This window comes from Arthrobacter sp. D3-16 (assembly GCF_054408515.1).
This window is the reverse complement of sequence record NZ_CP096437.1, coordinates 3,672,418-3,694,650: the sequence shown is the minus strand read 5'-3', so window position 1 is coordinate 3,694,650 and position 22,233 is coordinate 3,672,418. Positions and strand designations below refer to the sequence as shown.

22 protein-coding genes are annotated in these 22,233 nt (G+C 61.7%); 18 read left to right on the top strand and 4 right to left on the bottom strand.

Annotated features, from left to right (window positions below; all coding sequences use genetic code 11):
• Window positions 1-212 precede the first annotated feature (212 nt).
• The 5 genes from M1D32_RS17290 (at window position 213) to M1D32_RS17270 (ending at window position 4,289) form a co-directional block, all read left to right on the top strand.
• Window positions 213-1,550, top strand: coding sequence for a hypothetical protein (locus tag M1D32_RS17290; RefSeq protein ID WP_458779843.1), 1,338 nt, complete (start codon window positions 213-215; stop codon window positions 1,548-1,550).
• A 128-nt stretch (window positions 1,551-1,678) separates the two neighbouring features.
• The gene (locus tag M1D32_RS17285) at window positions 1,679-2,596 is read left to right on the top strand and encodes a VOC family protein (RefSeq protein ID WP_458779842.1); all 918 of its coding nucleotides are present in this window, start codon (window positions 1,679-1,681) and stop codon (window positions 2,594-2,596) included.
• Window positions 2,597-2,606: 10 nt separating this feature from the next.
• Window positions 2,607-3,080 carry a nuclear transport factor 2 family protein gene (locus M1D32_RS17280; protein WP_458779841.1) on the top strand — a complete coding sequence of 158 codons (474 nt, stop codon included), beginning with the start codon at window positions 2,607-2,609 and terminating at the stop codon, window positions 3,078-3,080.
• Window positions 3,077-3,796: an alpha/beta fold hydrolase gene (locus M1D32_RS17275; RefSeq protein ID WP_458779840.1), complete on the top strand. Its 720-nt coding sequence runs from the start codon at window positions 3,077-3,079 to the stop codon at window positions 3,794-3,796. Before M1D32_RS17280 ends, M1D32_RS17275 begins: the two co-directional genes overlap by 4 nt.
• 298 nt (window positions 3,797-4,094) lie before the next feature.
• Window positions 4,095-4,289, top strand: coding sequence for a thiolase family protein (locus tag M1D32_RS17270; RefSeq protein WP_458779839.1), 195 nt, complete (start codon window positions 4,095-4,097; stop codon window positions 4,287-4,289).
• Between the two features lie 44 nt (window positions 4,290-4,333).
• Here the strand turns inward: M1D32_RS17270 and M1D32_RS17265 are convergent, their stop codons facing one another.
• Window positions 4,334-5,269 (bottom strand): LysR family transcriptional regulator, encoded by a 936-nt coding sequence (locus tag M1D32_RS17265; protein ID WP_458779838.1) that lies wholly within the window; start codon window positions 5,267-5,269, stop codon window positions 4,334-4,336.
• 175 nt (window positions 5,270-5,444) lie between these two features.
• Here M1D32_RS17265 and M1D32_RS17260 point away from each other — a divergent pair, with 175 nt between their 5' ends.
• The 13 genes from M1D32_RS17260 to M1D32_RS17200 all read left to right on the top strand — a co-directional run bounded on the left by M1D32_RS17260 (window position 5,445) and on the right by M1D32_RS17200 (window position 18,213).
• Window positions 5,445-5,927, top strand: a complete 483-nt coding sequence (locus M1D32_RS17260; protein WP_458779837.1) for a nuclear transport factor 2 family protein — start codon at window positions 5,445-5,447, stop codon at window positions 5,925-5,927.
• Window positions 5,924-7,351 (top strand): hypothetical protein, encoded by a 1,428-nt coding sequence (locus M1D32_RS17255; protein ID WP_458779836.1) that lies wholly within the window; start codon window positions 5,924-5,926, stop codon window positions 7,349-7,351. The genes M1D32_RS17260 and M1D32_RS17255 overlap by 4 nt, the downstream gene beginning before the upstream one ends.
• 39 nt (window positions 7,352-7,390) lie before the next feature.
• Complete coding sequence (locus M1D32_RS17250; RefSeq protein WP_458779835.1) at window positions 7,391-8,302, top strand: VOC family protein; 912 nt, start codon at window positions 7,391-7,393, stop codon at window positions 8,300-8,302.
• Between the two features lie 228 nt (window positions 8,303-8,530).
• The gene (locus tag M1D32_RS17245; protein WP_458779834.1) at window positions 8,531-8,683 is read left to right on the top strand and encodes a hypothetical protein; all 153 of its coding nucleotides are present in this window, start codon (window positions 8,531-8,533) and stop codon (window positions 8,681-8,683) included.
• Window positions 8,684-9,027: 344 nt separating this feature from the next.
• Window positions 9,028-9,954: a formyltetrahydrofolate deformylase gene (purU, locus tag M1D32_RS17240; RefSeq protein ID WP_458779833.1), complete on the top strand. Its 927-nt coding sequence runs from the start codon at window positions 9,028-9,030 to the stop codon at window positions 9,952-9,954.
• Window positions 9,951-10,787, top strand: a complete 837-nt coding sequence (gene folD, locus M1D32_RS17235; protein ID WP_458779832.1) for a bifunctional methylenetetrahydrofolate dehydrogenase/methenyltetrahydrofolate cyclohydrolase FolD — start codon at window positions 9,951-9,953, stop codon at window positions 10,785-10,787. Before purU ends, folD begins: the two co-directional genes overlap by 4 nt.
• A 40-nt stretch (window positions 10,788-10,827) precedes the next feature.
• Complete coding sequence (locus M1D32_RS17230; RefSeq protein WP_458779831.1) at window positions 10,828-11,745, top strand: cupin domain-containing protein; 918 nt, start codon at window positions 10,828-10,830, stop codon at window positions 11,743-11,745.
• Window positions 11,742-12,503 (top strand): HpcH/HpaI aldolase family protein, encoded by a 762-nt coding sequence (locus M1D32_RS17225; RefSeq protein WP_458779830.1) that lies wholly within the window; start codon window positions 11,742-11,744, stop codon window positions 12,501-12,503. Before M1D32_RS17230 ends, M1D32_RS17225 begins: the two co-directional genes overlap by 4 nt.
• 239 nt (window positions 12,504-12,742) lie before the next feature.
• On the top strand, window positions 12,743-13,705 hold the full coding sequence (locus M1D32_RS17220; protein WP_458779829.1) for a beta-keto acid cleavage family enzyme: 963 nt from the start codon (window positions 12,743-12,745) through the stop codon (window positions 13,703-13,705).
• Window positions 13,706-13,754: 49 nt separating this feature from the next.
• Window positions 13,755-14,495 (top strand): enoyl-CoA hydratase/isomerase family protein, encoded by a 741-nt coding sequence (locus tag M1D32_RS17215; protein WP_458779828.1) that lies wholly within the window; start codon window positions 13,755-13,757, stop codon window positions 14,493-14,495.
• Between the two features lie 96 nt (window positions 14,496-14,591).
• The gene (locus M1D32_RS17210) at window positions 14,592-16,640 is read left to right on the top strand and encodes a 3-hydroxyacyl-CoA dehydrogenase NAD-binding domain-containing protein (protein ID WP_458779827.1); all 2,049 of its coding nucleotides are present in this window, start codon (window positions 14,592-14,594) and stop codon (window positions 16,638-16,640) included.
• A gap of 45 nt (window positions 16,641-16,685) precedes the next feature.
• The gene (locus M1D32_RS17205) at window positions 16,686-17,873 is read left to right on the top strand and encodes an acetyl-CoA C-acetyltransferase (RefSeq protein WP_458779826.1); all 1,188 of its coding nucleotides are present in this window, start codon (window positions 16,686-16,688) and stop codon (window positions 17,871-17,873) included.
• Between the two features lie 70 nt (window positions 17,874-17,943).
• Window positions 17,944-18,213: a hypothetical protein gene (locus tag M1D32_RS17200; RefSeq protein ID WP_458779825.1), complete on the top strand. Its 270-nt coding sequence runs from the start codon at window positions 17,944-17,946 to the stop codon at window positions 18,211-18,213.
• Between the two features lie 103 nt (window positions 18,214-18,316).
• On the opposite strand, the gene M1D32_RS17195 is transcribed toward M1D32_RS17200, so the two are convergent.
• From M1D32_RS17195 to M1D32_RS17185, 3 genes are all read right to left on the bottom strand, one after another.
• On the bottom strand, window positions 18,317-19,003 hold the full coding sequence (locus M1D32_RS17195; protein ID WP_458779824.1) for a hypothetical protein: 687 nt from the start codon (window positions 19,001-19,003) through the stop codon (window positions 18,317-18,319).
• 921 nt (window positions 19,004-19,924) lie between these two features.
• Entirely contained in the window at window positions 19,925-21,250 is a 1,326-nt protein-coding gene (locus M1D32_RS17190) for an MFS transporter (RefSeq protein WP_458779823.1), read from the bottom strand.
• 106 nt (window positions 21,251-21,356) lie between these two features.
• A complete protein-coding gene (locus M1D32_RS17185; RefSeq protein WP_458779822.1) occupies window positions 21,357-22,208 on the bottom strand; it encodes a fumarylacetoacetate hydrolase family protein in 852 nt (283 codons plus the stop codon).
• Window positions 22,209-22,233: the final 25 nt, after the last annotated feature.

The window sequence follows — 22,233 nt, the reverse complement described above, 5'->3', positions numbered from 1 at the left end:
AAGGGCTGGGGCGCGCTGCTTCGGATGGGTGGGTGCCGGCTGCGGCCGGCGCAACGTTCGACGGGCAACCTAGGTGGCCGTCATCCCCCCGGTGGGGCCCCGGGGGACCAAAACCCCATGGGTTGTCCGTGGGGGCGCGGCTGATCGCGCCGAGCCTAGTGTCGTTAGTGACCGGCCAGTGTGGTCGGGATCACGATTCAAGGAGGATTCGTATGACCGATGCAGCGCAGTTCCGCGCTTTCACGGGTCGGCCCCCGGTGCCCTACTTTCCCGTTATGGGCCCGTCGGAGAACTCCGGGTGGATGAATGAGCAGTTGTCGTGGCATGAGAACTGCTACGTCGGAGACTGGTCCTTTGTGCCACAGATCCGGGTAAAGGGCCCCGATGCACTGAAACTCTTCCGGGATTTGTCGGTCAATAACTTCGTCAATTTTCCGCTCGGCAAGGCCAAGCATGTTATCCAGTGCAATGACGAGGGCAAGGTGATCTCTGAAGGCATCCTGATCCGTCACGGGGAGGACGACTTCGAGTATCAGGTCGGGACGCCGCAGTGGACGCTGTACAACGCCCACCGGGGCGGATACGACGTGGAAATCACCTTCCCGATCACGCATAAGTTTCAGATTTCCGGGCCCAAGTCCCTGGCTGTCTTGGAGCGCCTCACAGACGCCAACCTCCTGGACGTGAAGTTCATGTCCACTAAATACGGGACCATCCGGGGCGAGGACGTCATGTTCCTGCGCCAAGGAATGGCGGGGGAAGTCGGCTTCGAGCTGCAAGGGCCCATCGAGAACCATCAGAAGGTTCTGGAGGCGATCCTGGAAGCGGGTAAGGACTTCGGGATGCGGCGCCTGGGCACCCGGACGTTCATGATTAACCACCTCGAAGCCTGCTATCCAACCGGTGGCATGCACTTCATGAACGCACTGTCCGATGACAGTAAGGCGGATTACTTCCGCTTCATGGACGAGAACCTTCCGCCCGAGTGGGAGCAGACACCCTTCAGCGGACCGCTGCGTTACAACTTCGCCACCTCCTTCACGGGCAGCTGGGACGGGGCGGACATTGAAGAGCTCTACCGCAGCCCCATTGAAATGGGATGGGGGCGCAACATCGCCTTTGACCACGACTTCCCGGGCCGAAAGGCCTTGGAGGAGGAGATGGCCAATCCGCGCCGCACGGTCGTGACGCTGGAGTTCAACAGTGAGGACTTGAAGCGCATTCATGCCTCCCTTTACGACGAAGGGCCGGTCTACCAGCAGCTGGACCTGCCCGAGAACCAATGGGTCTCGGCATGGACCGACTGGATCGTCAAAGACGGCCAAAAGATCGGCCACGCCACGCACCCGGGCTACAGCCGATGGTTCAAGAAGGTTTTGTCGCTGTCGTTCATCGACGTCGAGCACAGCGCCCCGGGCACCGAAGTGACGGTCCTCTGGGGCCAGCCTGGGGAACCACAGACCGAGATCCGGGCCACCGTCGCCCCTGCCCCCTACAAGCAGGACAGCCGCCGACGCGACCTTACGAAGGAACCAGCCGTCCTCGTTTAGCCCGGCTGGTCCGGCAGGCCGGGCCACTCGTGCTACCCATGCAGGTGGCGGCACCTGCCCCCTCCTGCCGCTGTCCGACCAGCGATCGCTGAAATACCAATCAGCAAGAAAATCCTTAGGAGAACAAAATGCCAATCAACCGTATCGATCACGCAGCTGTCCGGGTCGAAGAACTCAATCAGGCACTGGAATGGTACGAGGGGGTGCTCGGCCTGACCGTGCTGGACAAAACCACAGACCGTGCCCTGCTCGCTTGCTCCGGTGACGCCGCCGACTTGACCCTCATCGCGGGAGGTCAAAGCATCGAAAGCTTCGCCTTCGGCGTCGATCACGCCGATGACCTGCAGGAAATTGTCCACCGCCTGTCCGCCAACGGCGTGCAGTACGAGAAGTACCGCAGCCCTGACCGGCCCGGCCACGACGAGATCCTCGGGTTCGACCTGCCCAGCGGCCACCGCATGGAGTTCGTCGTAGCCGATGGCAACCGCCGCGCCGGCGTCACTGAAACGACATCCGATGGCGGATTCCGTCCGACAGACATCGACCACATCAACCTCCTGGGCGAGGCTGACCCCCGGGAGTTCTCGGAGTTCATGAAGATGGTGCTCGGGTTCAAACAGTCGCTGGCACTGACGATCGCTGGCAACTGGGCCGCCTCCTGGATGCGCGCCACAAAAAAGGACCACGACCTGGCCTACATGCAGGCCCAGCGCAAGTCAGACCGCCTTCACCACATCGCCTTCGCTGTGGAAGACGGAAACCACTACTTCCGGCTCTCGGACCGGCTGGTTGAAACCGGGAACAGGTGGGAGTTCGGCCCCGGCCGGCACATGGGCGGCATACCCCGCGACACCCAGGGCTTCGGCACCAACTGCTTCGCATACGCCTTCGACCCGACAGGCAACCGCAACGAATTCAGCGCCGGGATGAATGAGTTCGAGGACTCCGAGTTCTTCATCGCCGAAACCAGCCCGGAGAAGTTCCCGGAAATCATGAACGGCTGGGCCTACAACATGCCCGAGACCTTCATGACCCAGGGATCCTAGGAGCCGTTCCATGCGATCACAGGTCGGCGGCATAACGGATCAGGCTGCCCTGCTCACTGCCGTCGCCGGGCTCGTCCACGGAAGTTGGTGGAACGTCGACCACGAGCACGGCAGCGGTGGGGAAAAATTTTTCCTGCCCGAAGGCGTGTGCGAAATGCCCGCGATGACGATGTCCGGCCGCGACGCCATCGCCGAAGGATACGCCGCCCGGCGTGCAGCAGGAGACCGTGTGTCCCGCCACCTTGTGTCCAACCTGCAGGTAAACGAGCAGGATGACTCACGGATCGTCGCCAGATACGCCCTGGTCCTGTATGCCGGGCACGGGTCCCTGCCTGTTTCCCTGCAGCTCCCTCAGGCGGTGTGCGATGTCGAAGACACCCTTACCGGTTACGACGATGACCTGTTGATCGCCCATCGGCGGCTGGAAGCGGTCTTCGTGGCCGAGGGCAATGATTCGGTCATGCTGAGGAGTCGTGCGTCATGAACGCAGTGTCGGCCCATCACGTGGATCAGAGCCTGCCTCCTGTGGCTCTGGTACACGGATGGGGGAGTTCCTACGACAGGACCTGGCGGGGAACCTGGCTCGAGCGCGAGCTGCGGGCACAAGGCCGCACTGTAATACCCGTCGCCCTGCCCGGGCACAGTCCGGATGTCGCATCAGCCCGGCCCGAGGATTATGCCGAGATCGCAGATCAGCTTTGGCGCACCCTGGAGCACCGCGGCTGCCTCGATGGTGTCGGATTCTCGCTCGGCGGCAAGCTGCTTCTACGGCTTGCCGCCGAGCACCCCACCTATTTCCGGCGGTTGGTGATCGCAGGGGTTGGAGAGAACCTGTTTTCGGTGGAGAACGGCGAAGTCGTCTCGACTGCTCTCTTCCATGGAGTCCCCCACGGGGCGCCTGATGGACTGCGTCAGGTCGTGGAAGAGGCGCTGGCCTCGGGCAATGACCTAAGCGCCATGGCCGCGGTCATTTGCCGCCCGCCGCAGACGTTTGACGAGGAATTGCTCGCTCGAATCACAGCGGACGTGCTCATGGTCGCCGGAGAAGACGACGACATTGCCCGATCTCCGGATGCAGTGACCCGGCTGCTGCCCAACGGACGCCAGATTCTAATCCCCGGGTTGGGGCACGTCGAAACACCGGCCCTGCGGGAAGTGCAGGAGCGCGCGCTCACGTTTCTCTCAAATGAGCAGAGCTGAGCCGCAGAAAGATTTTACGATCGGACGTGTCGTGCGTTCACGGCGGGGATTCCAGGCCTCTCACGGAAGGAGCGCCGCCCGGGCGCTGGAGGCGGGCATCGTCGATGCCGTGCTGGACGACGAAGACCTACTTGAGGCAGCCCTCCCATGGACCAATGACCTCCCCGACGGCGCCCGCCCGGTCAGAAACTGTCGAGAAAGCCTTCGCCCTGGCCAGGACCTTGGGTAAAAGCCCTGTTCTCATCCAGGACCGCCCCGGTTTCGTGGTCGGAGCGGCACGACGCCGCAGGGCAAGCTGATGGGGCAACTCGCGGCCATATCGGCCGTGGAGCTCGGGGGAGCCGCGATCGCCGGCGCCTTGGACAAGGCAGGCGTAGCACCAGAGATGGTCGAGGCAAAGTTCATGGGGCAGGTCCTTCAGGCGGGATCGGGCCAGAACCCCGCCTGGCAGGCCGCAGCAGCGGCCGGTGTACCCCTCCGTGCTAACTGCTGACGGACCGGATGGGCGGCATATGTTCGAGGCCGCGCAGTGATTCGTCATTCCCAAACGCCGAGGGCCTCGACGCCAGGAAGCATGTCCACAGCGTCGCTTACCACCTTGCCGAGAATTGTGGTCACCTGAGCTACGCGGGGATCGTGCGAATCGCGGCGACTGACGACGCAAATGTCTGCCGAGAGTTGGACATCGCTCAGCGGCCGGAAGACGATTCCCGGCACGCGACTAGTCGCAGCCAGAGTGGCCGGATGGAGTCCGAAGCCGGCACCTGCGATCACAGCCAACCCCAGTTCATCGTAGCTCGCCGTTTCCTCGATCTGGCTCACATGGAGGCCAGATTGGAGCACGGCCGCGCGCACCATGGCGTCTATCTCAGCATGATGACTCGAAGGTGATACGAGGATGCGGCGACCGTGCAGACTTCCCAGGGCGATGGACTCCTGCTCGGACAGAGGGTCGCTTGCCGGGAGGATCAACGCGAGTTGACATCGCGCTACACGTGTTACCGCCAGATCGACATGGGGGCGGGGTTCCCAGCACAACCCGATGTCGATCATTCCCTCGAGCGTCGCGACCACCTGCTGCTGGGAGTGCATGACATGTGGGAGCCAGGCTCTGGCGAGTTCGGTGATGTCGTTGTCGATTAGGTGCGTCACCCAATGCGGCAGGATGAACTGAGCGAGCTGGGGAGTGTATGCCATCGCCAACTGTGATCGAGGGCGACTCCTCCGAAGAGCGCGGTATTCGTCGACTAGGTTTTCGTACCGCGGGCGTAAGGCCAGGACGCATCGCTCGCCGAACCTAGTCAGTCGAACGGATCGAGTCGTGCGCGCGAAAAGATCACCGCCGAGATCCCTTTCAAGTGCAGCTATTGTTTCGCTGACCGCGGCCTGGCTCCGGCCCAACTTCTCCGCAGAACGCCCGAAGTGCAGTTCTTCAGCGACCATGAAGAAGCACTCGAGCTGCCTGATGTCCATCCTCATATCTTGTCAGAAGACTGAAGAATAGCCGCCATGATTGGCGGAATCCGGGGCAATTGATCGGTGAAACCTAATAATCTGATCGTAAAACGGCTCTTGATCAGCATCACGACAGGTCCCTAGTCTGAACATCATCCGGTTCCACCGGATCTGAATTAGATGAGGATCAAAGATGGTCGAGAGACTCCCCCAGCAAGCCACAGCAGTGACCAGCATCGAACAAGTCATGGCCGAGTTCGCTTACCGCCTCGACCACTGCGCAGGACGAGGAATCTCAGAGCTCTTCACGCCCGAAGGGCGATACTCGATCGATCAACACGATCTCGTCGGACAAGAGGTGATCAGAGCCGCGTACCTCGCACGAGAGAATCTCGGTCCACGTACGGTCCGGCACCTCTTCCTCAATAACCGAGTCCAATTCCTGTCCGAATCGGAGTGCCGTCAGCAGAGCGTGATGCTCCTTTATGGCGGCGACGGAGATCCCATTCTCCCGGTTACTCTCCCTCTCGCTATCTCGGATGTGCACGATCACTTAGTCAACACCGAGAACGGGTGGAGATTCCTCTCCCGCGACGTCCGCGTGGTCTTCCGAGGCGACGCCAAAATCGTGAGTCCGCATGCAGCTGTCAACAACGAAAGGAACTCGCAGACATGAACAATGACGTCATTGCGATGGAAAACACGTCCGCCCCGATCTCTGGGCCCGACCATGGAGTGGAAAAGATGTTCCTCCACCATCCCATGATCCCGTACGACCCATCTGTCATGATCTACATCGGTGCAGGTGATGTCGTCATGCCGTTCGAGTACACGAACTGGATGGATGAAGTCCAGTCGTGGAAGTCGGGGGCGTACATCTCCGCTTCCCTGAATCCGCAGCCGACCTGGCGAATCAAGGGTCCGGACGCCGTTCGATTCCTGTCGAGCGTCCTTGTGAACAACATGGAGAAGTTCCCGGTCGGATCCAACAAGCACGCCATCATGTGCAATGAAGACGGCCTGAATATGGGCGATGGTGTGATCATGCGTCTCGCGGAGGATGAGTTCATTTGCTACGAGATGGGTGCGCTCTATATCGCCTATGTCTTTGAGAAGGGCGACTGGGACGCTACCGGCGAAATCCTCACGGGGCAGAAGTTCCTTTACCAGGTAGCGGGTCCGCATGCGCTAGAGATCATCGAGGAGGCGACTCGTCAGGATTTTCACGACATTCGGTTCATGCATCACCGGCGAACCCAAATCGACGGTGCCGAGGTGCAGATCTCGGCCACGGATCTCACCGTCACGCGGCTTGGGATGGCAGGCACACTGGCCTATGAACTGCACGGAGACGCTCAGCATGGTCGCAGCGTCTATAACCGCATCATCGAGGTCGGTAAGGCCTACGGTCTGAAGCGGATTGGCTTCCGTTCGTACCTGATGAACCACACCGAAGATGGATTTCCGCAGGCGTTCGTGCACTTCCCACACCCTTGGGTCGAGGATCCAGAGTTCGTTGCATGGCTAAAGGCCGGTGGAGAACTCTTCCGACACTCCACCACGTGCCGCGGAAGCATGGGAAGCGACATCTCTCTGCGCTACCGCACACCGGTGGAGTTGGGCTGGACCAACCGTATCAACTTCGCGCATGACTTCGTTGGTAAAGAAGCGCTGCAGCGCGAGGTCGCAAACCCCCGTCGAGCGATGGTGACACTCGAATGGAATTCAGAGGACATCGTTGATGTGTACGCGTCGAAGTTCGGTTCGGAGGAGCCATTTGCCAACATGGATGCTCCGACGCACGCCTTCGCCGATGGCAATGCCATGACGTATTTCGCTGATCAAGTGTTGAAAGACGGTGAGTTGGTGGGCATCAGTTCCGGACGGACCTACAGCCTGCACTTCCGTAAGATGCTTTCGCTGTGCTCGATCGACGTCGAATACGCGCAACTGGGCACCGAAGTGACCGTACTTTGGGGTGAACCCGGCACTCGGCAGAAGGAGATCCGAGCGACGGTGTCCCGCTTCCCGTATCTGAACGAGAACCGCAACGAGAACGTTGACGTCAACAACATCCCAAGACTTGCAAACCGGGCGTGAGTCGATGACTGCGTCGATCCTAAGGAGACAGAGCACATCATGATTACCCACGTCGGATCGGTCACCGTAGAGGTGCCCGACCTTTCAAAGTCCATTGAGTTTTTCGAGCGGAAGATAGGGCTCGAGCTGACAGAGCGCGTCGACGGAACGGCATACCTTCGCTCGGCGGATCGGCACCACGACCTCATCCTCGTGCAGTCTCTGGCCGAGGAGCCGGGTCTACGGCATCTCAACTTGGCGGTAGCCGATGGCACGCTCGACGACGACGTCGCACGGGCGATCACGGCGGGCGCCCTGGATCTCGGGGCGATCAATCACAGTGGAATCTCTCGCGGCCGGCTCCTGGAGATTCCGGGAGGCTTTGTTGTCAAACTCTACGAGGGCATGGAGCGCGTGCCGGCACCGGCGCCCTCCGAGCTCCCCCGTCCACTGCACTTTTCGCACTTCAACATCGGCGTTCCCGACGTCGCGACGCACATGTCCTTCTTCATGGAGGCGTTTGGTCTCCGGCCCTCGGACTGGATCGGCAGCACCGACGACCCGTTCATTGCCTGGCTGCACTGCCCGGTGCCTGGCGCGAATCATCACGGCATCGCCGTATTGAAGAGCGAGAAGATCCGCCTGCATCACATCGCCTTCGACTACCGAGACGTCACGGAGGTTATCGACCGGGTAGATAACTACGTCGATGCCTCTCACTATTTGGTGTGGGGTGTGGGTCGTCACGGGACGGGCGGTAGCATCTTCGCGTACCTTGAGGATCACTCCGGCATGATGGTCGAACTAGGGTCTGGCATGATCCGCATTGGTGAGGATCCCCGATGGAACGGACCCCAGGTCTGGTCACTCGAGGACCGTCGTGGCGTCGACGAATGGGGTTCTAGCGTCCCCGACGCTTGGTTGGCAAAACATGTCGCGGTCCTGGCCCCTCAGACACTTCAGCGCAAATGAAGCGGGCCAAGAAGGTCACCGGCACGACTGGCGGTCACCGGGTCAATCCAGATACCGCCGATGGTTCCGTATCCGCCGGCAAGGACCGAGCCGATCGGTAGCGCGGCTATCGATGTGGACCAGTGAAATGACCGAAGTCTGGTTCTGCCGTGTCCGCTGCCGATCAGAGTGGTGGGAACCATCAGTGCCCGGTTACTTGTGACCTGTACCGACAGGCCGGGCGTCGTGTTGGCAATCTCGACTTTCCTCGTCGAAGCGGACGTGGAACATCGTGCAGTGCGAATGACCATCGACCCTGATGGCGGCCGCTCATCCCTTCGTATGGTGGCGGCCATCATCGCCCTGCCCCTTACAAGCAGGACAGCCGCCGGAGCGACCTGACCCAACAAGAAGGAGCGCTCGGCTAGTTTGTCGGGTTCGGCCTGCCGAGCCGCTGGCGCCCGGAGGGCGCCGGTTGCCGGCCGGATCGCCTCTGAATGCAGTATCCCAGGAGCGGTCCTCGCTGCCCGCCCGGAGAACATGCGCCAGCCATGCCAGCAACAGGCGTTTCGGAAACGGTTCTGTGCGCAGTCCTTACCTTCCCGGACCGAGGGGATGTGAAATCCCCTCGGTCCCGGGGGGCGCGGCGCGTTGGCACACGTTCCTAGGCTGAGATACAGATCACAAACCAGACCCATTGCGGATCTGGCTTCACTTCCCGATTCAGAACACGAGGTCGTACAACCATGACTAAGACAGCTGAAACCACGAACCGCAGCATCGTGACTAATCAGGCTGCGGGTAACGGGGATGTTCAGGATCTTGGCCGCCTCATCGTCCACTGCGCCGATCAGCCCGGCATCATTGCAGCAATTTCCCAGTTCTTGCGGACCTACGACGTTAACATCGTGGAATCGGACCAGACCACGACGAATCCCGAGGGAGGTCACTTCTTCCTCCGTCTGGTGTTCCACCGCAAGGCCTTGTCGGTCATTGTCGAGGACTTGCGGCGCGACTTCGCTGCTTTGGTAGCGGGCCCGCTTCAGATTGATGAGTGGCAGATCACCGAAGTGGCGGCGCCTAAGCGTGTTGCCATCATGGTTTCACGTTACGACCACTGCCTTCTGGACCTGCTGTGGCGGTGGCGCCGGGGAGAACTGCCGATCGACATCGGTCTTGTGATCTCTAACCATGCTGATCTGGCGGCCCAGGTGCGTTCCTTCGGTGTGCCGTTCGTGCACATCCCTGTTTCCCGGGATGGCAAGGTTCATGCTGAGCAGCAGCAGCTGCAGTTGCTCTCCGGCAATTTCGACCTGGTCGTGATGGCCCGCTACATGCAGATCCTGTCCGATGATTTCCTCCGGGAGGTCGGTTGCCCGGTCATCAACATCCATCACTCCTTCCTGCCGGCCTTCATGGGCGCTGCACCGTACCAGCAGGCCAAACAGCGGGGTGTGAAGCTCGTCGGCGCGACCGCTCATTACGCCACGGCCGACCTTGATGAGGGCCCGATCATTGAACAAGACGTGATCCGGGTGAACCATCGGGACGATGCCGCCACGCTCCAGCGCAAAGGCGCGGACGTGGAGCGGTCCGTGCTGCTGCGGGCGGTGCAATGGCACTGCGAGGACCGTGTTGTGCGGCTTGGCAATACGACGGTGGTGTTTTCGTGAGCACCCGCGTACTGGACGGCGCCGATGTAGCCCGCCAGCTGCGGCGCAGCGTCGCTGCCGACGTCGCAAAACTGGCCAAAGCCCCCGGTCTGGCCACAGTGCTGGTAGGCGATGACCCCGCCTCCCAGATTTATATCAAGAACAAGCGAAAACAGTGCGTGGAAGTGGGAATGCGTGATCTCCACCGGCACCTCAGCGCCGAGGCCTCGCAGGACGAGGTTGAGTCTCTCATTGACGACTTGAACGCCGATCACGAGGTCGACGGCATCCTCGTTCAGCTTCCTCTGCCCAAGCATCTGGATTTTCGAGCCGTCATTGACCGCATCAGCCCGGCTAAGGACGTCGACGGGCTCACAGCTATCAGCGCCGGCCGGCTGGCACAGGGACGTCCGGGCCTGCAGCCCTGCACACCGGCAGGGGTGATGACTCTGCTTGACCACGCCGAGGTTCCACTGTCCGGTGCCCGCGCCGTTGTGGTGGGCCGCTCCGATCTGGTCGGCCGGCCGATGGCGCAGATGTTGCTGGCCCGCCATGCCACGGTCACCATTTGCCACAGCCGCACGCGTGACCTTGCAGAGGTGACCCGGGAGGCAGATGTGCTGATCGCTGCCGCAGGCGTCCCGCACCTGCTGGGCCCTGACCACATCCGCCCCGGTGCTGCCGTCATCGACGTGGGCATCCACCGTGGGGAAACCGGCTTGTGCGGCGATGTGGACTTCGATGCCGTTAAGGAAATCGCCGGCATCATCACCCCCGTGCCGGGAGGTGTGGGACCGATGACGATCGCCTCTTTACTCCGCAACACCCTTGACGCAGCAGCAGCCGCACAATGACCGTCAGCCCCCACTTCCATTTCACCGCTTGGAGTACCTGATGACCTACGATCCGCAGAACCTCCGCTCACAGTTGACGCGTGCAGAGCCGGCCAGCGACATCGCATCCGCTGCCCCTGCTTTCTTCGACTTCAGCCAATTGGAACCGGATGAGATCTCCGGGCCGGGCAGCCGCACCTGGTGGGTTCGCGGGCAGAACTTTGTGCTCGCCTATTCCTGGGCCGTCGAAGGCGACGCCTTCGCCCGCAAGGACCAACCAGACGAATACATGGTGCTGCTCCTGAACCATGAAGGAGTGGTCAGCGTGGCAACCGGCGCGGCGGACCGTGAGGTCGCAGGGCCCGCGCTAGTCGTGGTGCCACCGGGAGACAGCGAGATCGAGATCCGCCGGAGCGGGCCTCTGGTCCGCCTGTTCTCCTGCCGTGCTGAGGACCTGCTGGCCACATGCCGCAACACCAGGGACTACGCCGAGGCCCACCCCCACGTTGCCCCGTTCCAAGCGTGGTCCGGCCCCCTCGGCGACCCCAAGGTCCAGGCTTACCGTATCGAGGACTACCCCTACGAACCTTCGCGTTTCGGCCGGATTTTCCGGTCCAGCACCTTGATGGTCAACTGGTTTGATCCCGACCAGGGACCGCGCAATCCGGACGCACTTTCCCCGCATTCCCACCCGGATTTCGAGCAATGCTCACTGGCCGTGGAGGGCGAGTACATCCACCACATCCGTACTCCCTGGACATCCCGTGCCGCGGAATGGCGTGAAGATGAGCACCGCCTCCTGGGCAGCCCTTCGATCGCGATTATCCCGCCGCCTGCTGTCCATACCAGTCAGTCTGTTGGCCAGGTCCGCAACCACTTGATCGACATCTTCTGCCCGCCCCGTGATGATTTTTCAGCGCAGCCTGGATGGGTCATCAATGCCGACGAATACCCGGACCCGCCTGGAGTATCGCTATGAAGCACTTCCGGGAACTGCTGCATGAAAACGGCCCCGCGGCCCTCGGCACGTTCGTGAAGATTGCGCATTCGGATGTGGTCGAACTTCTGGCACTGGCAGGATTCGACTTCGTCATCATCGACATGGAGCATGCCCCTCTCGGACTTGCCGAGGTGCATCAGCTCATCGGCGCTGCCCGCGGAGCGGGCATCCCGCCTCTGGTCCGGGTCCCTGAACTGGATGACGTGCTGATCGCCAGGGTCTTGGACTCGGGCGCCCACGGAGTGCTCGTGCCGCATGTACAAACCCGTGAAGACGCGGAACGCCTGGTCCGGGCAGCCCACCTGCCACCGGACGGCAATCGCGGATACGGTCCGACGGTGCGGGCAGGCGGCTGGGGCAGTGACGTGCCGCTGTATCGGCGCATGGACCGTCAGGCGGCACTGATCCCCCAGATCGAATGCACCTTGGGCGTAGAAAACGCAGCCCAAATCGCGGCGGTCCCCGGCATCGATCACCTCTTCCTCGGAACGGCGGACCTGGCCGCCTCCACCGGCTTAGCCTCGACTGATCCGGAATTCGCACAGTTGCTGGCCACCGTCGCCGATGCCGCTGCCAACGGAAGCATTCCTCTGGGCACAGCAATCGGAGCCGCGCCTGAAACACCGCTGCCGGAAGCCCTGAAAACGTGCCGGTTCTGGGCAGTTTCCAACGACGCCGGACTCCTGCTGCACGGATCACGAGCCGCCCTGGCCCAGGAGGAGGCCGTATCGCACTAAGAAGGCCACCCGGTCACACCCACCCAACCCTGAAATACCCCCCAGCAAGACAATCCCTGGAGAACAACATGGCAATCAACCGTATCGATCACGCTGTGAGGGCGTGCTCGGCCTGACCATGCTGTCGTGCGTTCACGGCGGGGACACCAAACTTCTCACGGAAGGGTCGGTGCCGCCTTGAACAGGGGCTCCACCATCAAACGCCCACTAGCCATCACCAATCATCGAGAGGTGTCACCATGATTGCCACAAAGAAAGTGATCATTTCGGCGGCCGTAACGGGCTCAATCCACGTTCCGTCAATGAGCGAGTACCTACCGATTACCCCTGACCAGATTGGGGAAGCTGCCGTCGCATCGGCCAACGCCGGCGCCGCTATCGTGCACCTGCACGCCAGGCAGGCGCCGGACGGACGGCCCGCTTCCTCCCCGGATGTCTTTGGACAGTTCCTCCCACGCATTGCTGCAGAAACGGACGCCATCGTCAATATCTCCACCGGGGGAGCGACCTCGATGACCATTGAGGAGCGCCTCGCTGCGGCCACCGCATTCAGTCCCGAGCTGGCTTCGCTGAACATGGGATCAATGAACTTCGTCTACTCCGGCATCGCCGAGCGCATCACCAACTGGAAGTATGACTGGGAAAAGCCCTTCGTGGAGAAGTCCTACTCACACCCATTCCAGAACACATTCGCCCAGATCGAATACGCGCTCCGGGAGCTGGGCGAAGCCAACGGCACCCGGTTCGAGTTCGAGTGTTACGACATCGGCCACCTCTACACGCTGGCCCACTTCGCCGAGCGCGGGCTCGCAAAGCCGCCGTTCCTGATCCAGGGCGTGTTCGGGATCCTTGGCGGTATCGGAGCCGACCACATGAACCTCAATCACATGATCGCCGTCGCCGACAAACTCTTCGGCGATGATTATCACTTCTCCGCGTTCGCCGCAGGCCGGCGCCAGTTCGAATTCGCCACACACAGTGCATGGCGCGGAGGGCATGTACGGGTCGGGCTCGAAGACAACCTCTACGCCGGCAAGGGCGTGAAGTCCGAGTCAAACGCTGACCAAGTCCAGAAAATGGTCGCCGTCCTAAAAGACCTCGGCAGGGAAATCGCCACGGCTGATGAAGCACGGACCATGCTTTCGCTCAAGGGCAAAGCGGCCACCAAGATCCCCGAAGTCGCCCAGTCGCGGCCTGCGTAACCGAAAAACCAGTACAAAGCACCCTGTCCAGCCCGACGTTAGGAACTTCATGCTTGCTGTCGAACACAATGGACCCCTCATGGTCCTGCGGATCAATCACGGCAAGGTCAACGCGTTCGACCTGGACCTCATTCGTGCCATCGCCCTCCAGATACAAGACCTCGGCCCAGCCAAGGGCCTGGTCATCACTGGCACTGACCGCATCTTTTCCGCGGGAGTCGACCTCACCCGACTGCTGGAGAACGACCTGGACTACACCACGGCGTTTGTGACCGAGTTGGACGCCTTGGTGCAGTCGCTTTTCGAGCTGCCAGTGCCAGTGGTCGCCGCCCTCACAGGGCACACCATCGCCGGGGCCTGCCTGCTCGCTGCCGCCTGCGACTACCGGGTAATGGCCCAAGGCCGCATTGGCGTCACGGAGGCAATCGTCGGCCTCCCCGTGCCGCCTGCGAGCCTCGAGGCCTTGCGCTTCACCGCCGGCACCCGCACGGCTGGGCTCGTATTGTCGGGGCGGACGGTAGAGGCAAACGAAGCCCTCGCCCTGGGACTGATCGATGAAATCACCACCCAGGACAACGTCGAACAACGCGCTGTGGAAATCGCCCGGCAGTTCACCTCCACACCGGCCCAGACCTTTGCCCTGCACAAGCAGATGCTCCGCGCTGACGCCAGCAGACAAATACGGGAAGCCGTCACTGACCACGCGGCCTTGGTGACGCAGGCCTGGACAGGGGAGGGACCCCGGCGGTTCGCGGGCGACTACATGTCAAGGCTGAAAAGCCGCAAATAGGGCTTGAAAGATACCTGCGCCACTTTGCTGCCGGCAACAGGCATTCAGGACGCACTTAGAACTCGTTCAGCACCGAGGTGCTACCAAAGGAGACACGTGACTACCGCTGCACCCACCCGGACGATCCTCAGCGAACGAGTGGTGTCCAACCGCCGTTTCGCCATTCTCCAGTTCCAACCAGCGACCGGAACGCTCACCACGTGGTCCGCCCCTGCCCTTGCGGAGTTAGCCGAAGCCCTCTGGTCCCTGGACACATCCAAGGTTGATGCTGTCGTCTTCCACGGCACCGGACGGGTGTTCGGCGCCGGCGCCGACCTCGACGAATTCCGCACGTCGACACGGTGGGAGGACGGTGCAGCCATCGCCACCCGCGGATACGACATCTTCGACGCCATCTCCCGACTGAACGTACCCACCGTTGCCGTCATCCAGGGTCCTGCCCTGGGCGGAGCCCTGGAACTGGCGCTACGCGCCGACTACCGGGTTGCGGCATCCTCGGTGAAAGCCCTCGGCCTTCCGGAGGTCAACCTCGGACTCATCCCCGGCTGGGGAGGACTCACTTCCATGGCCCGCCTGATAGGGCCCGCCCAAACCAGGCAGATCGCGGTTACACAGTCACTGAACGGCAACCATCTGACCGCCGCCCGTGCGCTGGAGACGGGCATCGTCGATGCAGTGCTGGACGACGAAGACCTTCTGGAGGCAGCCCTCCGATGGACCAATGACCTCCTCGACGGCGCCCGCTCGGTTATAAGCCCCGCCGTGGACGCTGGACCGGCCGTCGAGCGCACCCGGGACACCATACCGGCCGCCGCTGCCGTTTCCGACCTTCTGGCCTTGTGGCAGGAACGCGACCGCACTGCAGCGGGACCGGGGAACCAGCACGGGGACCGGACCAGCGGACGCCTCGCTGCGGGGGAGGACCCGATCCGTGAGGACACCATCAGAACCTTCGCCACGCTGCTGCAATCCGACGAAAGCCGCGCGAGCATCTATGCCTTCGACCTCCTGCAGGAAGCCCGTAAAAACAACCGGGCCGGTAAGGACCTGGAACTGGCCAACGTGGGCGTGGTCGGAGGCGGGCTGATGGCTGTTCAGTTGGCCCTCGTCTTCGCCGAGCACTCCACCGCCAACGTACTGATCAATGACCTCGACCAGGAACGGGTCGACAAGGCCCTTGAGCGGGTCAGTGCCCAGCTCGACCGTGCCGTGCACCGCGGACGCCTCACAGCTGAGCGTCGGGATGAGATCCGCGGAAGAATCCATGGCACGGTCCGACTTGAGGACTTCTACCCCTGCGAAATCGTCATCGAAGCGGTCTTTGAAAAGCTCGAGGTCAAGCAGCAGGTCTGGAGCACGCTCGAACAGATCGTTGCACCCGACACGCTGCTCCTGACCAACACCTCCGCCCTGTCAGTCGATGAACAGGCAACAGCCCTCCAGCATCCCGGCAGGCTGATCGGTTTCCACTTCTTCAACCCGGTCGCAGTGCTCCCGCTGATAGAAATTGTCCAAGGGGTCAATACGTCATCCACCGCAGTCGAGAAGGCCTTCGCCTTGGCCAGGACCTTGGGTAAAACTCCTGTTCTCGTACAGGACCGTCCCGGTTTCGTCGTCAACCGCTTGCTGACCCGACTCTTCAGCGAAGTCCTGCAGCTCATCGACTACGGATCGGACCCCTTCACCGTGGACCATGCCCTGGACCCTGTGGGGCTGCGGATGACACCGCTGCGGCTCCTGCAATTTATCGGTCCGCAGGTCCAACTGCATATCTGCGAAAGCCTGCACAACGCCTATCCTGAGCGCTTCCCCCTCAGCCCCAGCCTCCGCCGGGTGGCTCAGGCAGGGCTGCCCGGCTACCTAGCCGAGGACGGCAGTATCCTTCCGGAGGCGGCCGTCCTCCTGCCCCCGGCAAAGCCCGCTGCCGTAGACGAGATACGAGCCAGAATCCTCTGGGCAATGGCGGACGAAGCCCAGCACATGCTCAGCGAGGGCGTGGTCTCAGGGCCACAACAAATCGACCTTTGCATGATTCTCGGAGCCAACTATCCGTTCCATACCGGAGGCCTGACCCCGTTGCTCAACCGGGAAACCGGCAGCCGCTTCAATCCGGATCTGCACGCGGCAGTCCCCTCCCGGGGCTGAGCAACCCGCAGCAAGCCACTCTTCCCAATACTTACAGGAGCACTAATGAACTATGGCCAGGACGTTGTCATCGTCGGAGCGGCACGGACGCCACAGGGCAAGCTGATGGGGCAACTCGCGGCCCTATCGGCGGTGGAGCTCGGGGGAGCCGCGATCGCCGGCGCCTTGGACAAGGCAGGCGTCGCACCAGATATGGTCGAGGCAGTGATCATGGGCCAGGTCCTTCAGGCCGGCTCGGGCCAGAACCCTGCCCGGCAGGCGGCAGCGGCGGCCGGTATTCCCCTTCACGCCCACGCCACCACCGTGAACAAAGTCTGCCTTTCCGGGATGAGCGCCATCATCGACGGCGCCCGTATGCTGCGCCTGGGTGAAGCCGAGGTGGTTGTCGCTGGAGGCCAGGAGTCAATGAGCAACGCACCACACCTGCTGCCGGGCTTCCGCTCCGGCCAACTGTATGGCAACAGCACCCTCCTGGACTCCGCCGCGCACGACGGGTTGACCGACGCTTTCGAGCACGAATCCATGGGATCGGTCACCGACCGGACCAATGAGCAGCTACGGATCTCACGGGCGGACCAGGATGCGGCCGCGCTGGCATCGCACCAACGGGCAGCAGCCGCGCAGGACAACGGACGGTTCCAGTCCGAGATCGTTCCCGTAAAGGTTCCCCAGCGCCGCGGCGAGGCTGTGCTCGCAACTAGCGACGAGGGAATCCGGGCAAACACCACTATCGAAGTGCTAGGCCGGCTAAAGCCTGCCTTTTCACCTGAGGGAACCGTGACCGCTGCCAACGCCTCACCACTCACCGACGGGGCGGCCGCTGTTGTTCTGACGACGCGGGAGTATGCCGAGACCCACGGACTGGAAGTCCTCGCAACGATCGGAACTCCCGGCCAGGTCGCCGGGCCCGACACCTCACTGGCCGACAAACCCGCACGTGCCATTACCAAAGCCCTAACCGGCGCAGGCTGGAATGTTGACGAGCTCGATTTCGTCGAGATCAATGAGGCGTTCGCCTCCGTTGCCCTGCACTCAGCAACCCAGCTCGGTATCAGCATGGAGCGCGTCAACGTCAACGGCGGCGCGATAGCCCTCGGACACCCCCTCGGTGCCTCCGGCGGACGGGTCGTGGTCACAGCCGTACACGAACTGATCCACCGAGGAAGCGGGAAGGCCGCCGTGGCTCTATGTGGCGGAGGCGGCCAGGGCGAAGCTCTGCTGCTTTCACGGTAGGCAGAACGCACCATGCAACAGGTCCCTTTCCGAGCACCATCGCGGCATACCGGTAGAAAGGAAAGAAGAAATGGCGGCAGAATTGTGTAGTGATTGGAGCAACCTGGTCGGTGTCCCGGTCGAGTTGCACCGGCACGGACAATACATCCGGTCGGGAGTGGTCGATGCTGCCATGCCAGATTCATCAGTGTTATGGCTGGCTGCTGGCGGAGCGGATGATCGTCAAATGTTCGAGGCCGCGCTCGGATACCAAGCCTGGACATATCCACGGGAACTAGATGGCGACCTTCGCTTCATGATGGCCAAAAACGCACTGTTGCCGAAAACGATACTGCCGTAGAAAACCTGCGGCGTAGCTTGCGGCTGCCCCTACATAGATACGTTTGCAGAACGCCGATAACGGGTCTTACGCCAAGCCTAAATTCGTTGATAAAGGAGAGTTTCTAACCGGCGGCGGGTTTGGTCTCGATGTAGTTGATGACCAGAAACTCTCCCGCCGGGACCAGTTCCACGTACCAGCGGGTCGGCTTGTCCAGGTCCTCCCAATTGCCCTGGCCGGCCACTATGGGGCGGTAGACGGCATCGAACTTCAGGAACGTTCCGCTGTCTGTGGCGCTCGAATCGATCTCCTGCAACAGTTCGAACTTCCCCCGCCCGCTGCCCTCCGGCTCGACAGAGCGGACCGCTGCCAGGTTCTGCTGGTTCATCACCTTTACAGAGGTGAAGTATTGCTGCCAGGCCACGTCGCTGTGCGTGGTGAACAGGGTGGCCGAGTAGGCCTCCGCGTTCCTTGCGGCGAGCTGCTCAACGCAGCTCTCAGGGACGGCCGTGCCTGGACTCCAGGCGGCGATCAGCTCGGAACCGGCGTTTAACCAGCCGCTGTAGGCGTTCAGGACACTGCCGATCGTCTCGCGCGGGGTGCCCAGGGGGATCCGGACCGGCGTTAGATCGTTCTGGCCAACGAAGGGGCACTCCGGCGGAAGCGCTGACACGGGCGTGGCCGGAGCGATATCCGGCAGAGGCGGCGGCGACGGGAACAGGCTGCAGCCGCTGATGCCGGGCAGCAGCACAAGTGCGGCAGCCGTCGTCATGATTTTTCTGCCGAGCCCATGCCTGACTGGAACTTTCATTACTTCTCCCCCAATAACGCCACCCTCATCCGGACGACGCTGACCATCCTACCGGGCGGTAGATAAGGTAACAGGGCGCATCGGGGTTGATCCCGTAGAGTGCTGCGGCGCCGCTTGCAGGCTGAGGCGCCGACAAAGAGCAACCCGCCGCACCCGTCCAGGTTCTCAAAGATCGCCTCGCCTAAGAGCTGCATTCGCCGGCCTGGCAGACAGCGCGGGGCCACTTGCGGCCGCCGATCGGCCGGCCTCACCTGGGACTCGAAGCAACGATCGGCGTGGCGTCAGAATAGGGCGAAATTTCCGTTTTATTGACAGTCGCTCACGATGTTCTCAAATCCCACCCTGACAGTTGAATGGCAGGAAACCGAGGTGCGGCAGCCCGAGAATCATCGAATAGGTCAAAGAATCGCGACTCGATGAGACTCGCTTGGGGCAGGAGCTGACGAAATCCGTTCTTGCGGCTCGACAGTTGTCTGGGAACAAGACCGAAGTCCCACCGGCAAGTGAATCCTCCCATGCGAGACCATCTTTACGTCAGGCTGGGGTGTACTTCTCCGCCGACGAGATGGGGGACTCACCGTGGAAGTCCGGCTGGCGCGTCTTCCACGAAACCGGTTCTGATCACTTGGCCATGGTGGCGGATTTCAACCAGTGCGTTAATCAGTAAGTTCCATTCGACATATTTGCGTGGCGTGGCGCGGTTCAGTGTCATCTGTGACTCCCGTTGTCTTGACAGTAAGAGGTGGCAGCGGCCCGAAGCCGCTGCCACCTGGGACTCGAAGGGGTGCCGCCTATGAGGTGACTGCTACCTTGACCCGGGCGGGGGATCTGACGTACGACCTTTTCCTTACTGACCCGCGAGTCGTGCTACGAATCCGGGTATTGAGCGCCTTGATTTCCAGAGAAGCGCGGACGTAATCGTCAGACATTGTTCGCGTGCATTTGGGGGGCTTTCTGAGTCGGTGAAACCGGCGTGTACTCGCGCGGTGACGTGAGAGTGCCGATGGTGCTGATGAGGCCGACGGCGCCAATATAGGCGATCAGGAGCCAAGGCGATCCGCCTGCGGTTGCGATCAGGAAACCGGCCAGCAGGGGAAGTGGTGCACCAAATGCCATGCCTGAGAACTGGAATCCGGTGGACATGCCTGACAGGCGTACGTTCGGAGGGAAGAGGCCTGCGAAGAACGAGGCTTGCGCGCCGAAGGCAAGCCCGTGCACCAGGGGGAACAGGACCGCGATGCCGAGGATGAGCGCCAGAATACTGCCGGTGTCGGTCAGGGGGAATATCGCGGCAAAGACTACGATTCCTGCTGCGCAGGCGGTCAGGTAGATTCGCTTGGCTCCGAACCGGTCGGCCAGCAGGCCGCCGGCGAGGATGGCGAAGAAATCCACGACAGCGGCAAGGGCTACGACCGCTAGGACGGTGGTGCGCTCGAAGGATCCGTGCTTGGTGGCGTAGTCGAGGATGTAAGTTGTTGCGGTGAAGAAGGTGACGTTGACGATGGCTTGTCCCAGGAACACGGTTAGGACTGCGCGGGGGTGGCGGCGGAGTGCCTCGAGCATGGGGAATCGGACGAGTTCGCCGTTCTTGGCCGCTTCCTTGAAGTCCTCGCTCTCGGGCAGGCGGCGTCGGATGTACTGGCCAACGAGGACGAACACGATGGTGAGGAGGAAGGGGACGCGCCAGCCCCAGCTGAGCAGCTGGTCTTCGGGGAGCATGTAGAAGAGGAGGGATACGCCGGAGGAAAGAAATAGTCCCATCGGCACGCCCATTTGTGGGAAGGCGCCGAACAGGCCGCGTTTGCCTGGAGGGGCGTTTTCAACGGCGGTTACGGTGGCGGCACCCCATTCGCCTCCGCAGGCCAGGCCTTGGAGGAACCTGAGGATGACAAGGCTGATGGGCGCCCAGACCCCGATGGCACTGGCGTCGGGCAGCAGCCCGATTGCCGTGGTGGCTGTGCCCATGAGGATGAGCGTGACCAGCATGATGTGCTTGCGGCCCAGTCTGTCCCCGAGGTGCGAAAAGATGATTCCGCCCAATGGGCGGGCAAACCATGCAGTGGCGAACGTGGCGAATGAGAGCAGCGTGCCGGTGGCTGGGTCAACGCCGGGGAAAAATATCTTGTTGAAGACTAGGGCGGCGGCTATGCCGAAGACGTAGAAGTCATACCATTCGATGCCGGCGCCGACCATGGTGCCGAGAGCAGTTGCGCGATTTTTCTCGCGCTGGGTAAGGGTGGAGCTCACTGTTGTTCTCCTTTGAACCGTGGATTCCGGGAGGAAGGAGCGGCCACCCCCCGATGAAGTGGCCGCTCTTGAATTGGAAGATTTGGCTTGTTTAGGGCCAGTTGGATTACGAGAAGAGCTGTTTTATCTCGCCCAGTCCCTCAATCGTGCTGACGAGCTCCTCGCCTGTGCGCAGGTAGCGTTTGGGGTTTCTACCGAAACCGACGCCGTCGGGAGTTCCCGTGAAGATCAGATCCCCCGGCGTCAGTTCAACGACGGACGACAGATGCTCAACCAGAGTGGGGATGTCGAAGATCAGGTTTGCCGTTGATCCGTCCTGGAGCACTTCCTCGCCCACAGTGCAGCGCATCTTCAGCTGTCCCGGGTCCGCCACTTCGTCGGAGGTTGTCATCCAAGGCCCCACAGGGGCAAAGCCGGCATACGACTTTCCGAGTGAGAATTGTGGTGATGAGCTTGCAGCGAACTGCAGAGCCCGGTCTGACAGGTCCTGTCCCACTGCATAACCGGCGATGTGGTCCAAGGCGTCTGCTTTGGAGATGTTGCGGCCTCCGCGGCCAATAATCGCAACGAGTTCAATTTCCCAATCGACGCTGGCGGAGGGCAGTTTAATTGCTTTTCGTGCCCCTGACAGTGACGTGGGGAACTTGGTAAAAACGGCCGGAACTTCGGGAGCTGCGATCGAGACCTCTTCGGCGTGGGCCTGGTAGTTCATGCCGATAGCGAAAATTTGGCGGGGGTCGGTGACTGGGCTTTCCAGTGATTCCCATGAAACCGGGAAAATATCGGAGTCAAAGTCATGGTCTTTCGCCCAAGTCCGGAGCTCGTCGAGATGGGGCAGCAGTTCACGTGTGTTGGACGGAAATTTTCCGTTTGACCATTTTTCGATGTCGACGCCTTGGAGTTCCTGGCCATTTTCGATGATCAGGGTGGCTCGGTCGGCGATAGATGCGATGCGCATTCAGGAATCCTTTTGTATGAGGGAA